This is a genomic window from Microvirga yunnanensis (genome assembly GCF_025460875.1).
The window spans coordinates 37439-54339 of sequence record NZ_JAMXFI010000029.1; the positions used below are offsets into that span (position 1 = coordinate 37439).

A 16901-nucleotide genomic window follows, 5' to 3' on the forward strand; every position below is an offset into this window, starting at 1 on the left:
CCGGATCCACTTCGCCGAAAAATGCTCCAAGCCCGAGGGCGAGGCAGGCCTTCGGTCACAGGGCCGGTCGAACCTGGCCGTCACCCGGTGCCGTGATCTCCGGTGCCGGGGCGGGCCGGGCAGCTGCCGTCGAGGAGTCGACGAGCGTTGCCATTCTTTGGCAAGATGGGGCTGCAACCCATCAGGCGACGATGCTTCGACAGGTCCACTCCCTCTCCGCCGGATTCCTCATCCTCCTGCTCGTGAGCGCCGGCCCGGACGCCCGGGCTCAGGTCAGGCTCGGGGGCGGGACCGAACGGCCGCCCGGCGCCAGGCTCGACCCGATCCTCGGGCCGGGCGGGGTCTATGCGAGGATCCCAGCGAGAGACGACCGCGGCCGTGACCAGCTGGCAATGTTCCGGGCCTGGAACCCGGACCCGGTCGGACAGCACGAGGCCAATGTTCGGGCCCTCAACCCGGCCCTGGCCAGGGTCATCCTCAAGGCGCAGGCCGATCATCCCGGGCTGCCCTTCGTGATCGGCTCGGGCCGGCGGGACGCCGAGCTGCAGCGCAAGGCGGTGGCCTGGGGCTGGTCGAGAACCCAGGGCAGCCCGCACCGCACCGGCGATGCGGTCGACCTGTGGCCCCTCGACCCGGAGGGGCGCGTCTATTTCGATCCCGGTGTCCAGACCCGGATCGCAGAAGCCGTCAAAAGGGCCGCCGCGGCGCTGGGCGTGCCGATCCGCTGGGGCGGTCACTTCCACAGCTTCAAGGACATGGACCGCTCCCATTTCGAGCTCTCGCCGCGACAACCGGGACAAGGCTGATCCGGCCGCGTTCGCATTCCCGATGAAACCCTCACCCGCTCTCGTGGTTGATAGCCGGTAACCAAACGACTCCGCGAGGCGAACCGGATGCCGAAACGCCCTCGAATGCAGGTTCAGCGGGTCTGCCCGCCGCTTCCAGGTTAGATTTTTCCTTCCATTCTCAATCCTCGTCCCATGCCCGGGACCTGCGCTTCCATGCATTTCGCATGAGGAATGCCCCATGCGGCAGAGACCCCTGTCGCGGAAAGTTTTGCAATGTCTCCGTTTGCCGGCGGCCCAGCCCAGAGCGGCCACACCCGATTCCCGTCCCTGCACGAGTTCGTTCTCCTCATCGCGCTCGTGATGAGCCTGGGGTCTCTGTCCATCGACAACCTGCTTCCCGCCTTCGGGCCGATCCAGTCCGATTTCGGGATCCCCGATCCCAACGACCTCCAGATGCTGATCACCGCCTACATGGTGCCCTTCGCCGTCATGCAGACGGTCTATGGTCCCGTCTCGGACACGATCGGCCGGCGGCCCACGCTGATGATCGGGCTGGCCGTCTACCTCCTGGGCGGATTCATCGCAGCGACCGCCGCGAGCTTCGCCATGCTGCTGGTCGGACGTGCCGTTCAGGGAGCCGGCCTGGCCGCCACGCGCGTGCTGACGGTGGCGATCATCCGGGACCGCTTCGCAGGCCGCGAGATGGCGCGCGTTCTGTCGATCACCATGATGGTCTTCATCATCGTGCCGATGCTGGCGCCCGCATCGGGCAGCCTTCTCCTGCTCCTGGGCACGTGGCGCATGATCTTCGGGACCATCCTCGGCTTTGCCGTGCTGGTGGCGGCCTGGTTCTTCATCCGCATGCCGGAAACCCTCCATCCGGAATACCGCAGGCCCTTCTCCGTCGGCCAGATCGTGTCCGCGGTGAAAGTCACGGTCTCCACGCGGGTCAGCATCGGCTATGCGACGGGCGTCGCCCTCATGATGGGCTGTCTCATGGCGTATATCGGGTCCGCGCAACAGATCTTCGAGACGGAGGTCTACGGCCTTGGAGCGCTCTTCCCTCTGGTCTTCGGGTGCATCGCGGCCTTCATGGGAGCCGCCTCGTTCACGAACGCGACGCTGGTGCGGCGCTTAGGGATGCGCCGCCTGTCGCATATCGGCCTGTGCGGCTTCACGCTCGTTGCGGCCGTGCAGCTTGGCGTGGCGCTCCTCTACGGCGGCCGGCCGCCCCTGCTTCTGTTCGCGGCGATCTTCGCTTTCAACCAGTTCCTGTACAGCCTCACCGTGCCGAACTTCAATTCCATCGCGATGGCCCCCCTGGCAGCCATCGCGGGCACGGCGTCATCCTTCATCGGCTCCTACACCACGCTGGTCGGGGCTCTGTTCGGGTTCGTCATCGGACGCTCCTTCAACGGCACGGTCGTGCCTCTCAGCCTGGGCTATCTCTGCCTCGGCGCGGCATGCCTCGCGGTGGTCCTGTGGACCGAGAGAGGGCACCTGTCCCTCTGGAGCGAGCCCGATGAAGAAGGCGACGAGCAGGCCATGCCGGTTGCGGCGGAGTGAGGGGCCGAGTCTCTCGGCAGCGTGCCCGGGGCGGACCTCACCGTCGCGCTGATCACGCACCGCTTCACGGCTGGATCGAAAGAAATGCTGGCGCGCTGGTATCCGGGTTCGAGCCTCGACATGGACGAAGCCTCACGGGCCCAAAAGCACATGAAGTTCGGCTCGTTCAAGGATGTCTACCAGCCCGAACTCATGGAGCGGATGCGCGACTTCTTCATGGCCGAGCTGCCGAGCCGGCTCCTCGCCGCGCAGGTGCTCTCCTGGACCTGAACTCTCACGGCGCATCCGTGATCGGATGTCATACCTCCGGTCGACATCTCCATCGGGTTCTTCCAGGACACGACCCTGGTCACGAGCGTGGCCCGCTTTCGTCCGTTGGGTCGCCTCCGCACGTCATGGCCGGCCTTGTGCCGGCCATCCCGATCGGAAGGGCTCGGCGCCTCTCGCATCGGGATCACCGGCACAAGGCCGGTGATGACGTGGAGAAGGTGGTCAGGGCCGGTGCCGACACCCTCCCGCGTCACGGCATCCTCCGCCCTTCCTGCTACCCACCCACGTCATGCCCGGCCCTGTGCCGGCCATCCCGATACGGAAGCGCGCGGCGCTTCTCGCATCGGGATCACCGGGACAAGCCCGGTGATGACGTGGAGGGTGGTATGAGCGGGAGATGACGGGGAGAGGGACGCGGCTCTCCCGTGCCGGGGCGTGGCCGGCGCGAAGCGGGAGACTCGACATTTTCGGCGAAATGGATCCGATTCACCGTCACACAATGCGGCTCGGCCAATTCCCCTCGCGTGGAATCATAGAAGTGAGATGATTCCACGCGAGGGGGAGCAGCTCGGGTGGGGGTCGATCGAGATCTTGGCATTCGGAACAAAGACCGTTGTTTCCTCTTTCGTCGGGCATGGCTGGACCGAAACATGATACTCGCCCCATCATTCTGGTGGTTGAAGATGAGGCGCTCGTCCGGATGACGCTCGTCGACGTGCTGGAAGATGCAGGCTTCAAGGTGATCGAAGCCGTCCATGCGGATGAGGCGCTCCAGGTTCTGAGGGCCGTCTCGGGCATCCACGGGATGGTGACGGACGTGGAAATGCCGCGCGGCAGCATCAACGGTTTCGAGCTGGCCCGACACGTGCGGGCGAGCCGGCACGAAATCGGCGTTCTGGTCGTCTCCGGGCGGGCCGCCCCCAAGTCGGGCGAACTGCCCGAAGGGGCGCTGTTCATCGGGAAGCCCGTTCATCCCGAAACGCTGGTCCGTCTGCTCAAGAAGCTTCTCGTCGCGAATGACATCTGACGCCCTCCCGATCCGGTCGGATTCGATGGCCACGGGCGTCACTCATCCTCGATCATCGACCGGATCTTCTGCGCGAGGGCATCCACCGCGAACGGCTTGGTGATCATCTGCATCCCCGGCTCGAGGAAGCCCGCGGCCAGAGTGGCGTTCTCGGCATAGCCCGTGATGAAAAGCGTCTTGAGGTTCGGGCGCGTTTCCCGGGCGGCATCCGCCAGTTGGCGCCCGTTCAGCCCGGGAAGGCCGACATCCGTGACGAGAAGGTCGATGTGCCGCTTGGATTGAAGGATCTTGAGCCCCTCCGGTCCGTCCACCGCCTCGAGGGTGCGGTAGCCGAGATCCTCCAGCACCTCCAGGATGAGGCCACGCACCACCGGCTCGTCCTCCACCACCAGAACGGTCTCGCCGGATTGCGCCCGCGGCGCCTCGGCGAGGGTCGAGGCTTCGATCTCGGCTTGCGTCTCTCCTCTGTAGCGCGGCAGGTAGATCTTGATCGTGGTGCCCTGGCCAATCTCGCTGTAGATCCGGGCATGGCCCTCCGACTGGCGCGCGAACCCATACACCATCGATAATCCGAGTCCGGTGCCCTGACCCAACGGCTTCGTCGTGAAGAACGGTTCGAACGCACGCTCGATCACGTCGGGCGGCATGCCGGTGCCCGTGTCAGTCACGCAGATGCAGACATACTGGCCCGGCTTCACGTCCCGCTGCGCGGCGATGTAGGTGTCGTCGAGGTGCGCGTTGCAGGTCTCGACCGTGAGCCGGCCCCCGTCCGGCATGGCGTCGCGGGCGTTGATGACAAGGTTGAGAAGTGCGCTCTCGAGCTGGTTCGGGTCGCAGAGCGTCGGCCACAACCCGCCGGCGAGCACCACCTCGAGGGTCACCGTTTCGCCAACCGTGCGCCGGAACAGATCCTCGAGGGAGGCAACCAGCGCATTCGCCTGCACCGGCCTGGGATCGAGCGGCTGGCGGCGTGCGAAGGCCAGCAGGCGGTGGGTGAGCGCCGCCGCCCGGTTGGCCGACGTGGTCGCGGCCGTGATGTACCGATCGACCGTGTCGAGCCTGCCCTGGGAGACCCGCGTGCGCAGCATGTCGAGGGAGCCGACGATTCCGGTCAGAAGATTGTTGAAGTCGTGAGCGATGCCGCCCGTGAGCTGGCCCACCGCTTCCATCTTCTGCGACTGCCGCAGCGCCTCTTCGGTTTGGCGCAATGCCTCCGCGGCTTCCCGCTCCGCCGTGATGTCGCGACCGATCGCGTAGAACAGTCCCTCCTTGGGCACGGCGGTCCAGGAGACCAGGCGATAGCTGCCGCCCTTGGTCCTGAAGCGGTTTTCGAACCGGAACGTCTGAATCCCCTGTTCCAGATGGGCAAGTTCCGCGAGGGTGCTCTCGATGTCGTCGGGATGGATGAGGCCGAGGAAGTTGCTCGCCAGGAGCTCCTCCTCGGTCCAGCCGAGCATCGTGGTCCAGGCCGGATTGACGGCGAGCAGGGTTCCGTCCGAACGGCATACATCCATCAGGTCGGTGCTGAGCTGCCAGATCTGGTCGCGTTCGCGGGTCCGTTCCTCGACCTGGGCCTCCAGGGTCTCGTTCAGGCGCCGCAAGGCCTCCTCGGCACGCCGCCGCTCCTCGATCTCGCGTTGAGCGTTCTGGAACAGGCGAGCGTTGTCGATCGCCACCGCGGCTCCTGCGGCAAGCCCTGCCATCAGGCGCTCGGAGCGCTGATCGAAGACACCGGTCTGTGCGTGTCCGAAGAACAGCCCGCCGATCACCTCGCCCGAACGGGACGCCACGGGGACAGCCAGATAGCTGCGGACGGGCAGATGGCCCGGCGGCATGCCGCGATGCGGCTCGGTGTGACCGTAGGCCGGATCGCGGGTGATGTCGTCCGAGCGGACGATGCGGTCCCCGCCGAACGTCGGAGCGAACACCTTGGTGTTGCGCGGCATGGGGAACTTGGCGAACGCCTCGCGCGGAACGCCGGAGATCGTATAGAGCATGTAGCTCTCGCCTGCCGCGTTCTCGACGTTGTAGAAGAAGGCGCCGAATTGCGCTCCCGTGAGCTCGACGCCCGCATCGGTCACCCGCTGGACCAGCCGGTCGAGATCAAGCTCCGACGCGACCGCCGCGAGGGCGGTGTTCAGGATCTCCAGGGAGCGCGTCTCTTCCTGGAGGGCCTCCCGGGCGGCCCTGCGCTCATGAATATCCTCCGTGGTCCCGTACCACTTGACGATGTCTCCGGACGGGCCCCGTCGCGGGAAGGCGCGGGAATGCATCCAGCGGTATTCGCCCGAGCGCATGCGGGCGCGGTGCTCGATGTCGTAGGTCTCCCCGGTGGATGTGGAGTGGGTCCATGCCTTCAGGGACGGCTCCAGATCCTCCGGGTGCATGGCCTGGGTCCAGGTCTCCCCGAGCCCGGACGTGCCGGTCCAGTCCTGCCAACGCTGGGCCACACGGTCGAGCTGCCCGTTCGGAGCGGCCGTCCAGGTGACCTGCGGATTAAGCTCGACCGTGTGGCGGTAATGGTCCTCCGCCTCGTGGAGCCGATCTTCGGCGATCTTCCGCTCGGTGATATCCCGGTAGAACACAGCCAGGCCGTCTGGGCCCGGATAGACCCGGATCTCGGTCCAGGCTTCCCGGCCGTCGGGCCAGACATAGCGGTTCTCCATCCGCATCGGCGCCCGGCCGGCCATCGCCTGCTTGTAGAACTGGCCGAGCGGCGTTTCCTCCGTACCCGGCCAGACCTCCCAATGGCGGCGCCCGATGATCTCGGTCTCCGGCCGGGTGTCCAGCCGCAGTCCCGCCGTGTTGATCTGAAGAATGCGGAACTCGCGGTCGAGCAGGATGAAGGCTTCGTCCATTCCATTGAGCACGCCCGTCGCGCGCTCCTCGCTCTCGCGCAGGGCGCGCTGATTGAGGATCTTCCCGGTCGTCTCGATGGCCGCACAGAACATGCCGGCCACGGCCCCGCTCTCGTCATGAACGGGAGAATAGGAGAAGCTGAACCAAGCCTCCTCCCGATAGCCGTGCCGCTCCATGGGGATGAGGAGATCCTCATGCCAGCTCGCCTGTCCCGCGAGAGTCTGGTCGACGAGCGGCTTGATCTGCCCCCAGATATCCGACCAGACCTCCGCAAACGGGCGCCCCAGAGCCTCAGGATGCTTGGCGCCGAAGATCGGGGCATAGTCGTCGTTGTACAGGAAGGCGAGTTCGGGGCCCCAGGCGATGAACATCGCCTGCTTGGCATTGAGCATCAGGCGCACCAGGGTGCGCAGGGATTGCGGCCAGGCTTCGGGCGGCCCCAGGGGAGAGGTCGTCCAGTCGTGCGCCCGCATCCGGGCTCCCATCTCCCCTCCGGAGGACAGGAATTCGCGATCAACGGGGGCAGGGCGGAGTGACGTCGTATCGTGCATCGGTATCCTGTGCGGAAGTTAGGTCCGGCTCGTGGACGGGCCAGAATCAGGCTTCGCCAGGGCTCTAGCGACGGTCGGAACGGAGGCTGGATCGGCCTCGGGCTGAAATCTAGAGCATTTTTCGGTGAAGTGGATCCGGTTCACCGTCAAAAAATGCGACTCGGCAAAGAAGAGAGATGATTCCACGTGAGGGGAAGCAGCTCTAAGTCCGGCACGATGCGCCGCCGATCTCAACGCTCCTCTTGCGTCCCGACGATGGCCACGCGCGTCACCGGGGCGCCTTGCCGCCTCCGCGACGGGAACGAAACCAACATTCCCGTTCCGAGTTATCCAACCGTAGCAGTTCGTGTTTCCGTGAGGTTGGCGTATGCGGAGGTTCCTGCGTGACAATGGGCTGACGGTCACATTGTTGGCCCTGTTCGTCCTGTCCCTGATCGGTCAGGCCCTCACCGGATGGCGGGCCCATGGGGAGGAACTGCGCCTCCACAACCTGCCGGCCATCGGTTTCGGCTCCTATCTGGCCAGCGGCCACTTCATCTCGGCCGTCTTCGAGAACTGGGAGAGCGAGTTCCTCCAGATGGCGGCTTACGTGCTGCTCACCATCTTCCTTTTTCAGAAGGGCGCCTCGGAGTCCAAGAAGCCGGACGAGGCCAATGCCGAGGACGAGTCGCCGTCGGCGCATCGCGCCGATCCGGACGCACCGTGGCCTGTCCACCGGGGCGGCTTGGTGCTGAAGCTCTACTCGCACTCGCTCAGCATCGCGCTGGTCACGCTCTTTCTTGCGTCCTTCTGGCTGCATCTCGCGGGGAGCACGCGCCGGATCAACGAGGAGGCGCTTCAGCACCACCAGCCGACGCAGACGGTGCTGGAGACCTTGGGAGATCCGCAGTTCTGGTACGAGAGCTTCCAGAACTGGCAGAGCGAGTTCCTGTCGATCGGCGTATTGCTGCTGCTCGGGATCTATCTGCGCGAGCGCGGCTCGCCCGAGTCGAAGCCGGTGGCCGCTCCGCATGCGATGACCGGTCATTGACAAGAAGGCCTGTCCGTCCCCTCGATCCGGGCGGCCGCAACTCCGTTCCGGTCTGAACGGATCGGCCCTGTCGTGTCTGGAAGCATAGGGTCGATCGCGCCCGCAGTCTCAGGGAACGCCCAGGTTCAGGGAGCTCTCACGTTCAGGGAACTCTCACGTTCAGGGAACTCTCATGGCAAGCGCCCGTTGGCTTCCGTTCACTTGAGAACGGCCATGAGCGATCCAACCACACCCATCTTTCGGCGCCCGGACGACGAGCAGCACCACGCCAGGCTCGAGGCGTCCCTCGAGGCCGGCACCCAGGCCGTATCCGAAGAAGCCATCCCGATCGTCGAGGAGACCGTTTCGGTCGGCAAACGTCAGGTCGTGACCGGGCGTGTGCAGGTCAAAACGATCACGGACACCGTCGAGGAACTGGCGCATGCGGACATGCGCCGGGAAGTCGTGGAGGTCACGCGCGTCCCCATCGACAGGATGGTCGAGAGCGCTCCCGAGATCAGAACCGAAGGCGATGTGACGATCGTGCCGGTGCTGGAGGAGGTGCTCGTGGTCGAGAAGCGGCTGGTGCTCAAGGAGGAACTGCACATCCGGCGCAGTGCCGAAACCGAAACGGTCGAGGTGCCAGTCAGCTTGCGCAAGCAGCGCGCCGTCGTGGAGCGGCTTGCTCCCGATGCACCCACCCCTCAGGAGGAGACATCCCGATGAACTCTGGAGCCGCAACCGGATCTGCAACCCAAAAGCTCGTGACGGCCTTCTTCGACAGCCGTGGCGATGCCGAACAGGCGATCAGCCGTCTTCATGCCGCCGGGATTGCACAGGACAGCATCCGCCTGACCCCGGGCGACGAGGACGCCGATACGTCCCGCGGCACGGACACGCCGTCGTTCCCGGAGGCCAGCGTAGGCCTGTGGGATTCGTTGCGCGACCTGTTCCTGCCCGACGAGGATCGCCATACCTACGCCGAGGGCCTGCGCCGCGGCGGCTACCTCGTTTCGGTCAACGCCGCCGATGCCGATTACGAGCGCGTGATCGACATCCTCGATGATGAAGGCACGATCGACATCGATGAGCGCGCTGATTCCTGGCGTTCCGAAGGATGGGCGGGAGCATCGGATGTCGGAACCTCGGACGTGCTGTCCGGGAGCACGGCCAACCTGACCACAGGCACCTCGACCGCGTCCGGGACTTCCGCACGCTCCGAAGGCTTCGAAGGCTTCGAAGGCTCCGGGGGCGCAGCCTCGATGAACACGGACTCGCAGCGCACTGCGCGCGGCGACGAGGTGATCCCGATTGCCGAGGAGCAGCTGCATGTCGGCCGGCGTGACGTGAGCCACGGGCGTGTTCGAATCCGCTCTTACGTGGTCGAGCGTCCGGTCAGCGAGCAGGTGAACCTGCGCGAGGAGCACGTGGAGGTGGAGCGGCGCCCGGTCTCGGGCGCGGCGCAGGCCGGTACGATCGGCGGCGACCCGTTCCAGGAGCGCACCATCGAGGTCGAAGAGCGTCGCGAAGAGGCGGTGGTCTCGAAGGAAGCCCGCGTGGTCGAGGAGGTTGTCGTCCGAAAGGAAGCCGAGCAGCGCACGGAGACGATCTCCGACACGGTGCGCCGCACCGAGGTCGACGTCGAGGACGAGCGCGGCGCCGGCGGCAACCGGACGGGCACGGACGATCGCACCTCCTAACCCATGAGAGGCGGGCCAAAGATCCTGGCGGAAAGGGCCCGCCCATCAGGCGAGACATTCTTCAGGGTCGATCAGCGGGAATCAGGTTCCCCTGCCATCGTTGAATCTGCCTCGTCGGAGTTTTGGCGTGGTTTGCGCTGGAGGCACATCGCCGAAGCATGAAAGGCCACAGGGCTCTGATCCGGCCTGAACGTGGGGCTCGCACGGCAGATCCGGCCGATTCCCGCAGGTCGACCGTGGACCATCGTCCCCTGTTTGCCTCCAACTGTTCATTTCCCTCGATCCGGCATAGGATCGACGCAGGCTGACGGGCCATGCGCCCGGTTGCCGACAGCCGCGCAGGCGACGTTCGCGCCTGCGCATTCCGGGCGCGCGTTCCGCGAAGGGCGAGGTGGGACACAGGATGACCCTGCACCAGCATATACAGAAACATTGGAAGACCGCGGCCATCCTCGTCGTGGCGGGCATCCTTGCCTACAGCGTTTCGTACCTCTGGTGACAGGGGGCGCCCGCATTCCGACGGGCCCAAGCATGACGATGGCGGAACGCGTGCGGGGCAGGGCAGGTTCAGGAGGGAAGCAATGACGAGATCCACAGGGGGCCGGCGCTCCAGCGATCCTTTGAAGGCGGCCGAAGCCGCCTTCAAGAAGGCCACCACGAAGCCGGTCGAGGGGCCGCCGAAGGCTGCTGCCATTCCCGGCGTCAAGGAGACGGTCACCCTTCGCATCGACCAGGACGTGCTTGCATTCTTCCAGGAGGACGGCCCCGGTTGGCAGGATCGCATCAATGCGGCGCTCCGGAAGGTTGCCGGCAAGTCCGACGACTGAGAATCAACTCTTGCGTTGAAACCGGATCCCTCCGAGAGGGTTGGCTCAACGATGGGCAAGGGGAAGGCGAGGCACGCGGAGCCTGGCGATGTTGGTTGACGATGAGCAGATCCGGGGGCTTCGGCTCCCCAATACCCTCGAGCTGCCGCCGAGCCACACTGCGGCGATGGTCGGGCTCTTGCTCAAGAACCTCTATGCGGAAACCCTTGCAGAGGCGCATCCGCGCCATCTGATCGCTCTGATTGAAAGACTCGACGAAGCCGAGCGCAGATCCATGAAGGCAGGCCCGCGCTAGAGCCTCGGACGTGAAGAGGGGACACCGCTTTTGGGATCGATTCCGTTGCTCACACTTTGAAGCGGCGCATCGTCCGCACGATGCGCTCTGCGGTCTTTCGATCGGGTTCACCGGGACACGCCCGGTAATGACACCTTCCCAACGTCATGGCCGGGGTTGTCCCGGTGAACCCGATTGCTTGAAGCGCGGCGCCTCTCAGAAGCGGGATCACCGGCACGAGGCCGGTGATGACGTGGAGAGAGTGACCATCGCCGTGGCGTGACCTTTCCCACGTCATGGCAACCTCCGCCCTTCCCGCCACCCTCCCACGTCATGGCCGGGCTTGTCCCGGCCATCCCGATTGCTTGAAGCGCGGCGCCTCTCAGAAGCGGGATCACCGGCACGAGGCCGGTGATGACGTGGAGGATGAAAGACCCGGCTCGCACCACCCTCGTCGTCATGGCCGGCCATCCCGATTGTCCGATGCTCCCATCCCGCACGATGCGCGAGCGGCCCGGGACGGCCCTCGGGCGATGCTGAGGCCCATTCAGCGAAAGTCCCGCGTTGCAACTCTGATCACGGGCGCCTGCGCAATGTCGGTCGTCGATCGTTCGGGGGGCTCCTGGGCACTCATCCGCAACATCTCGCGCGAGCCGGACTTCGCCTCGTCGCCGGCCCCATGCCTCATCCGGAAGGGCTCGTCCCGATCACCCACAGAGCGCAGGAGATCGGACAGATCGATGAGATGCTCGGCGATCAGATGGGTGACGCCGCCCTCTCGTTGAAGCCGCCCGCGGCAGCCGATCATGCCCGACGACAGGATCAGCCGCCGGTGCGTCTCGAATACCCTGGACCAGATCACCAGATTGGCGACGTCGGTTTCATCCTCGATGGTCATGAAGGTCACGCCCTTGGCGGAGCCCGGCTTCTGGCGCACCAGCACCAGACCTGCCACCGTCATCCGCTGCCCGTCCCGGGCATGGTGAAGATCCCCGCATGAACGGATCCGGCGTTCGGTCAGCTCCGGCCTCAGGAAGGAGACAGGATGCCGGCGCAGCGTCAGCCCTTTCGAGCGGTAATCGTCGACCACTTCGCGACCTTCGGTCATCGGGGCGAGTTCGACCTCGGGTTCGATCACCTCGGGTCGGATCGTGCGCTCCCGCTCGTCGGCAGCCGCAAACAGCGGCAGCACCGCGTCCGACAACCCCTCGATGGTCCAAAGGGCGTCGCGGCGCCTGATTCCGAGGGAACCGTAGGCATCAGCCTCCGCCAGACGGGTGAGGGATGCGACCGGAAGACCGGTGCGCCGCGACAGATCTTCGATGGACGTGAACGGCTGCCCGGTGCGGACGATCGGGATCAGGGCTGCGTCCGCATTGGCAAGACCATGGACCATGCGGAACCCGAGCCGGACGGCGAAGCGCCGTGGGTCGGCCGTTGCTTCCAGGGTACAGTCCCAGCGCGAATGGTTGATGTCGACGGGCCGGACCTCGATGCCGTGGGCCTGCGCGTCCCGGACCAGCTGGGCCGGGGCATAGAAGCCCATCGGCTGCGCGTTCAGGATGGCACAGCAGAACACGTCGGGATGGTGACACTTGATCCAGGACGAGGCGTAGGCGATCTTGGCGAAGCTCGCCGCGTGACTCTCCGGAAAGCCATAGGAGCCGAAGCCTTCGAGCTGCTTGAAGGTCCGTTCGGCGAAGGCCGCGTCGTAGCCGCGGGCGGTCATGCCCTGGATCAGCTTGTCGCGGAACCTGGAGACGCCTGCGGTGAACTTGAAGGTCGCCATGGCGCGCCGGAGCTGATCGGCCTCGGAGGGCGTGAATCCCGCGCATTCGATCGCCACCCGCATGGCCTGCTCCTGGAACAGCGGCACGCCGAGCGTCTTCTCCAGCACGCGCCTGAGCTCCGGGCGCGGGTACTCGACCTCCTCGCGCCTCTCGCGCCGGCGCAGATAAGGATGAACCATGTCGCCCTGGATCGGACCAGGACGGACGATCGCCACCTGAATGACGATGTCATAGAAAGTCTTCGGCTTCATGCGCGGCAGCATCGCCATCTGGGCGCGGCTCTCGATCTGGAAGGTGCCGATCGTGTCGGCGCGCCGGATCATGGCGTATGTGGCCGGATCCTCGGCCGGAATCGTGGCGATGTCGTAATCCTCGCCCTTGTGCTCGCGCAGGAGATCGAAGGCGCGGCGCATGCAGCCCAGCATGCCGAGACCCAGCACGTCGACCTTCATGAACGTCAGAGTGTCGATATCGTTCTTGTCCCACTCGATGACCTGCCGGTTCTCCATGGCGGCCGGTTCGATGGGCACGAGGTCGTCGAGGCGGTCATGGGTGAGCACGAAGCCGCCCGGATGCTGCGAGAGGTGACGCGGAGCGCCGATGAGCTCAGCGGCGAGTTCCAGCGTCATCCGCAGGCGCGGATCATCGAGGTTGAGGTTGAGCTCCCTGGCCTCCTTGTCCGACACGCCATCGTTGCCCCAGCCCCAGACGAGGCCGGCCAATCCTGCCGTCACGTCCTCGGGAACGCCGAGAGCCTTGCCGACCTCGCGCACGGCGCCCCGGGCACGGTAGCAGGAGACGACGGCGGTCAGCGCCGCGCGGTGCCGGCCATAGGTGTCATAGATCCACTGGATCACCTCCTCGCGCCGCTCATGCTCGAAATCGACGTCGATGTCAGGCGGCTCCCGCCGCTCCTGAGAGACGAAGCGCTCGAACAGCAGGTCGTGCTCGGTGGGATTGATCGACGTGATCCCGAGCACGAAGCACACGGCGGAGTTCGCCGCCGAGCCGCGCCCCTGGCACAGGATGCCCCGCGACCGGGCGAACGACACGATGGCGTGGACCGTGAGGAAATAAGGAGCGTATCCGAGCTCCTCGATGAGGTGCAGTTCGTGGCGGCAGGTCGTTGCGACCGTATCAGGAATGCCGTCGGGATAGCGATGCCTCGCACCGTCCCAGGTCAGCCGCTCCAGCTTTTCCTGCGCGGTCTCGCCGTCCTCCGTCTCGGACGGATACTGATAACGCAGCTCGTCGAGAGAGAAGGTGCAGCGCTCGAGGATCTCCCGAACACGATGAAAGGCTTGCCCGTGGCGTTCGAACAGGCGCTCCATCTCGACTGGGTCCTTGAGGTAGCGGTCGGCATGGCGCTCGAGCCGGAAGCCGGCCTCGTCGATGGTGGTGCCTTCCCTGATGCAGGAGACCACATCCTGAAGGCGGCGGCGATCGGGATGATGATAAAGCACGTCCCCCATGGCGATGGTCGGCACCCTGGCGGCCTGCGCGGCTTGCTCGATCGCGTGAAGCCGCAGGTGCTCGTTGGGCGCAAAGCGCCGGATCAGCGCCATATAGGCGCGGTTGCCGAAGGTCTCTTTGAGCCGGACGAGGTTCCGAGCGAGCTCCTCCGTCGCCTCATCGCCCAGCAGGATCGCGACGAGTCCCTGGTTCCAGGTGACGACGTCGTCCCAGACGAGATAGCACTTGCCCTTGCCGCCGCGGCTCTTGCCGATGCTGAGCAGCCGGCAGAGGCGGGAATAGGCAGCCCGGTCGGTCGGATAGACGAGCAGCGATGTGCCGTCCGTGAGGTCGAGGCGGCTCCCGACGACGAGGCGAACGCCCGTGTCCCGCGACGCTTCGTAAGCCCGAACGATGCCGGCCAGGGAATTGCGGTCGGTGATGCCGAGCGCCCGGATGCCGAGGAGCTTTGCCTGCTCGAACAGCTCCTGCGGACTCGAGGCGCCGCGCAGAAAGGAGAAGTGGGTCGTGACCTGGAGCTCGGCATAGAGGGGGCAGAGGGCATCCGTCATGAGAAGAAGCCGTGCATCCACCAGCGCCCGCCCTCGGCGGTCGGCGCATCGCGGAAGATCCAGAAGCGGCCTCCCTGCATGGTCTCGACGCGATAGTAATCCCGGGCGGCCGAACCCTTGTCGCCGTTCCACCATTCCGGTGCGATGCGCTCGGGCCCGTCGGCCTTGGCGACCGTGTGCTTCACCTTGCGCCAGATGAAGAAGCGCGGCGGGTGATCCGGGAGCAGGGCGGTCGCCACGACGGGCTCCGGCGGGTCGAGCAGGCGCGTGGGGCGCGGCAGGTTCTCCGGCCAGATGGAGCCGGTCGGCGGCGCGAGCGCCGGGATCCTGCGGGCCATGCGCTCGGGAACGAGTCTCTGGACGGGGGCGAGGCGGTAAACCTTTCTCATGCCGATGCGGGCGCCGAGACGATCGACGAGGGGGCCTATATCGGCCTCCATGGCAACCTCATCGCTGAGGCCATGGACCTGAACCTGCGTCTCCGTCAGAGGCTCGACCTTGCTGGCGACGAGAACGATCTCCTCGATGCCGAAACCGGGATCGATCGCTTGCAGGCGCTCGTCGAAGAGCCTGGCGAGATGAACCGCATCCCGATTGGCTCTGGCGGTGCCGACCCGCAGGCAGGCGCTCTTCTGATCGACGCGCTGGCAGAGAAGATCGAGGCGGCGCACCCCTTCGCCGCGGCGCTCCAGTTGCCGGCACAGATCCTTGGCCAGGCGCAGCACCACGCTCTTGAGATCCTCGAGCCGACCGATCGGCTCCGCGAAGGCGATGGCTGCCGTCGGCGCTTCCCTCGGGATGAGCGGCGTGATCGGCTCGAAGGCGTGGCCCATGGCCTGGTCGAGACGCAGCGCCACATCGCGGCCGAAGCGTCGGACGAGAGGCGCTCTCGGCATGGCGGCCAGCTGACCGATCCGTTCGATGCCGAGCCGGTGCAGGGCGCCGAGTTTGTCGGCCGCCATCCGCAGGGCACGGATCGACAAGGTCGCAACGGCGTCCGCGGTCCGGCCCGTCGGCACGACCCCGCCGCTTCCGTAGCGGGCCACGGCCCAGGCCGCCCCCGGGGCATCGGCGACGGCTGCCTTCGAGGCAATCCCCTGCCGTCCCAGGCGGCTGGTCAGATCGGCGAGCAACTCCTCCTCGCCGCCGAAGAGATGCGCCACGCCGGCAATATCGATCCAGAGCCCATCCGGAGGATCGGGCGCCACCACAGGGGAGTAGCCGATGGCCCAGCGTGCCAGCTCGCGCAGCGAAGCCTCATCCTCGTCCGGCGTCGCCTCGACCACGTGCAGGTTCGGCACCAGGGCCTGAGCCTGGGCAAGCACCATGCCGACATGCAGACCCGCCGCCTGCGCGGCCGCGCAGGCGGCACGCACGGCGCGGCGTGATCCAACCGTATGAACGGTCACGAGCGGCTCATCGCGCGGCGGCTCGCCGGTCCGCCGCCTGATCCGATCGGTCGGCCAGGTCGGCAGGTAGAGCGAGACGACCCTTCGCATCGCAGGCCTCCAAAATCCAGGTACGCGGTTCGGCGCCACGGCAGCGCAGGAGTTCGATCTGCCAGCGCTCCCGGCCAAGGCCGGGGGCAGGCATCGCCTCGGACGAGACGGGGGTGATGCGCCAGCGGGTGACGGCGGCCGTCGGCAGATGGACCAGATCCTTCTCGGCCAGGGTCCACCAGCGTCGGATCACCAGGGCGGTGACGCCCGTGGCTTCCGCCGCCAGCTGCAGGCGCCGCGAGGCCGCCAGTCCCAGGCGCGAGACCTCGCCCACGACAGCCGCCAGTCCCTTTTCCCGGAGGCCTTCCTCGATGAGAGGCAGGATGTCCCGATCGCGCTCAGCCTCGGCATAGATCACGCGGTCCGGATGCAGGCCGGCGCGCAGGAGGCCAGGAGCGAACAGGTCCTGACGGGACAGGCACCAGAGCACGGGACCCTTGAGGCGGGCGGCGATCCCGGCGGTGAAGAGGGTCGTGCAGCCGGCGAATTCCGAGGCGAGACCGGCCTCGATCATCTCGTGCAGAGCCCCCCTGGCAAGCCCGCCCCCGGGCAGGTGTCCGTCGATCTCGCCAAGACCTAAGGGCAGGGGTTTGACCTTCTGGGAACTGCCTTCGAGCCGGGCGATCCGATGTCGTAGATCGGCAAGCCTGTCCTGTTGCCCGGCATAATGCATGTCCCGCGCCAAATCCGCTTCGCGTTGAGGATGTTCCTAGTATG

General features: G+C 66.2%; 13 protein-coding genes. 9 read left to right on the forward strand and 4 right to left on the reverse strand.

The window, feature by feature from the left end:
• Positions 1-191: 191 nt before the first annotated feature.
• From NF876_RS16175 to NF876_RS16190, 4 genes are all read left to right on the forward strand, one after another.
• Positions 192-806 carry a M15 family metallopeptidase gene (locus NF876_RS16175; RefSeq protein ID WP_262269811.1) on the forward strand — a complete coding sequence of 205 codons (615 nt, stop codon included), beginning with the start codon at positions 192-194 and terminating at the stop codon, positions 804-806.
• A gap of 255 nt (positions 807-1061) precedes the next feature.
• Positions 1062-2354: a multidrug effflux MFS transporter gene (locus tag NF876_RS16180; protein ID WP_262269812.1), complete on the forward strand. Its 1293-nt coding sequence runs from the start codon at positions 1062-1064 to the stop codon at positions 2352-2354.
• Between the two features lie 21 nt (positions 2355-2375).
• Positions 2376-2624, forward strand: a complete 249-nt coding sequence (locus NF876_RS16185) for a spore photoproduct lyase family protein (protein WP_262269813.1) — start codon at positions 2376-2378, stop codon at positions 2622-2624.
• Between the two features lie 634 nt (positions 2625-3258).
• The gene (locus tag NF876_RS16190; protein WP_262269839.1) at positions 3259-3651 is read left to right on the forward strand and encodes a response regulator; all 393 of its coding nucleotides are present in this window, start codon (positions 3259-3261) and stop codon (positions 3649-3651) included.
• A gap of 38 nt (positions 3652-3689) precedes the next feature.
• On the opposite strand, the gene NF876_RS16195 is transcribed toward NF876_RS16190, so the two are convergent.
• A complete protein-coding gene (locus tag NF876_RS16195) occupies positions 3690-7061 on the reverse strand; it encodes a PAS domain S-box protein (protein WP_262269814.1) in 3372 nt (1123 codons plus the stop codon).
• Between the two features lie 367 nt (positions 7062-7428).
• On the opposite strand from NF876_RS16195, the gene NF876_RS16200 reads away from it, so the two are divergent.
• From NF876_RS16200 to NF876_RS16220, 5 genes are all read left to right on the forward strand, one after another.
• Positions 7429-8091, forward strand: a complete 663-nt coding sequence (locus NF876_RS16200) for a DUF6766 family protein (protein WP_262269815.1) — start codon at positions 7429-7431, stop codon at positions 8089-8091.
• Positions 8092-8304: 213 nt separating this feature from the next.
• Positions 8305-8796: a YsnF/AvaK domain-containing protein gene (locus NF876_RS16205; RefSeq protein WP_262269816.1), complete on the forward strand. Its 492-nt coding sequence runs from the start codon at positions 8305-8307 to the stop codon at positions 8794-8796.
• Positions 8793-9770: a YsnF/AvaK domain-containing protein gene (locus tag NF876_RS16210; protein ID WP_262269817.1), complete on the forward strand. Its 978-nt coding sequence runs from the start codon at positions 8793-8795 to the stop codon at positions 9768-9770. The genes NF876_RS16205 and NF876_RS16210 overlap by 4 nt, the downstream gene beginning before the upstream one ends.
• 581 nt (positions 9771-10351) lie before the next feature.
• Entirely contained in the window at positions 10352-10597 is a 246-nt protein-coding gene (locus tag NF876_RS16215) for a BrnA antitoxin family protein (RefSeq protein ID WP_262269818.1), read from the forward strand.
• 88 nt (positions 10598-10685) lie between these two features.
• The gene (locus NF876_RS16220; protein WP_262269819.1) at positions 10686-10892 is read left to right on the forward strand and encodes a hypothetical protein; all 207 of its coding nucleotides are present in this window, start codon (positions 10686-10688) and stop codon (positions 10890-10892) included.
• A 526-nt stretch (positions 10893-11418) separates the two neighbouring features.
• Here the strand turns inward: NF876_RS16220 and NF876_RS16225 are convergent.
• Genes NF876_RS16225 through NF876_RS16235 form a run of 3 tightly spaced genes read right to left on the reverse strand, consistent with a single transcriptional unit; the run spans position 11419 to position 16857 of the window.
• On the reverse strand, positions 11419-14685 hold the full coding sequence (locus NF876_RS16225) for an error-prone DNA polymerase (RefSeq protein ID WP_262269820.1): 3267 nt from the start codon (positions 14683-14685) through the stop codon (positions 11419-11421).
• The gene (locus tag NF876_RS16230; protein WP_262269821.1) at positions 14682-16184 is read right to left on the reverse strand and encodes a Y-family DNA polymerase; all 1503 of its coding nucleotides are present in this window, start codon (positions 16182-16184) and stop codon (positions 14682-14684) included. The genes NF876_RS16225 and NF876_RS16230 overlap by 4 nt, the downstream gene beginning before the upstream one ends.
• The gene (locus tag NF876_RS16235; RefSeq protein ID WP_262269822.1) at positions 16102-16857 is read right to left on the reverse strand and encodes an ImuA family protein; all 756 of its coding nucleotides are present in this window, start codon (positions 16855-16857) and stop codon (positions 16102-16104) included. Before NF876_RS16235 ends, NF876_RS16230 begins: the two co-directional genes overlap by 83 nt.
• Positions 16858-16901: the final 44 nt, after the last annotated feature.

Bases quoted from the DNA above. Each gene is read 5' to 3' on its own strand.
- NF876_RS16175 (WP_262269811.1), top strand. From the start codon at position 192: ATGCTTCGACAGGTCCACTCCCTCTCCGCCGGATTCCTCATCCTCCTG.
- NF876_RS16180 (WP_262269812.1), top strand. From the start codon at position 1,062: ATGTCTCCGTTTGCCGGCGGCCCAGCCCAGAGCGGCCACACCCGATTC.
- NF876_RS16190 (WP_262269839.1), top strand. From the start codon at position 3,259: ATGGCTGGACCGAAACATGATACTCGCCCCATCATTCTGGTGGTTGAA.
- NF876_RS16195 (WP_262269814.1), bottom strand. From the start codon at position 7,061: ATGCACGATACGACGTCACTCCGCCCTGCCCCCGTTGATCGCGAATTC.
- NF876_RS16200 (WP_262269815.1), top strand. From the start codon at position 7,429: ATGCGGAGGTTCCTGCGTGACAATGGGCTGACGGTCACATTGTTGGCC.
- NF876_RS16205 (WP_262269816.1), top strand. From the start codon at position 8,305: ATGAGCGATCCAACCACACCCATCTTTCGGCGCCCGGACGACGAGCAG.
- NF876_RS16210 (WP_262269817.1), top strand. From the start codon at position 8,793: ATGAACTCTGGAGCCGCAACCGGATCTGCAACCCAAAAGCTCGTGACG.
- NF876_RS16215 (WP_262269818.1), top strand. From the start codon at position 10,352: ATGACGAGATCCACAGGGGGCCGGCGCTCCAGCGATCCTTTGAAGGCG.
- NF876_RS16220 (WP_262269819.1), top strand. From the start codon at position 10,686: ATGTTGGTTGACGATGAGCAGATCCGGGGGCTTCGGCTCCCCAATACC.
- NF876_RS16225 (WP_262269820.1), bottom strand. From the start codon at position 14,685: ATGACGGATGCCCTCTGCCCCCTCTATGCCGAGCTCCAGGTCACGACC.
- NF876_RS16230 (WP_262269821.1), bottom strand. From the start codon at position 16,184: ATGCGAAGGGTCGTCTCGCTCTACCTGCCGACCTGGCCGACCGATCGG.
- NF876_RS16235 (WP_262269822.1), bottom strand. From the start codon at position 16,857: ATGCATTATGCCGGGCAACAGGACAGGCTTGCCGATCTACGACATCGG.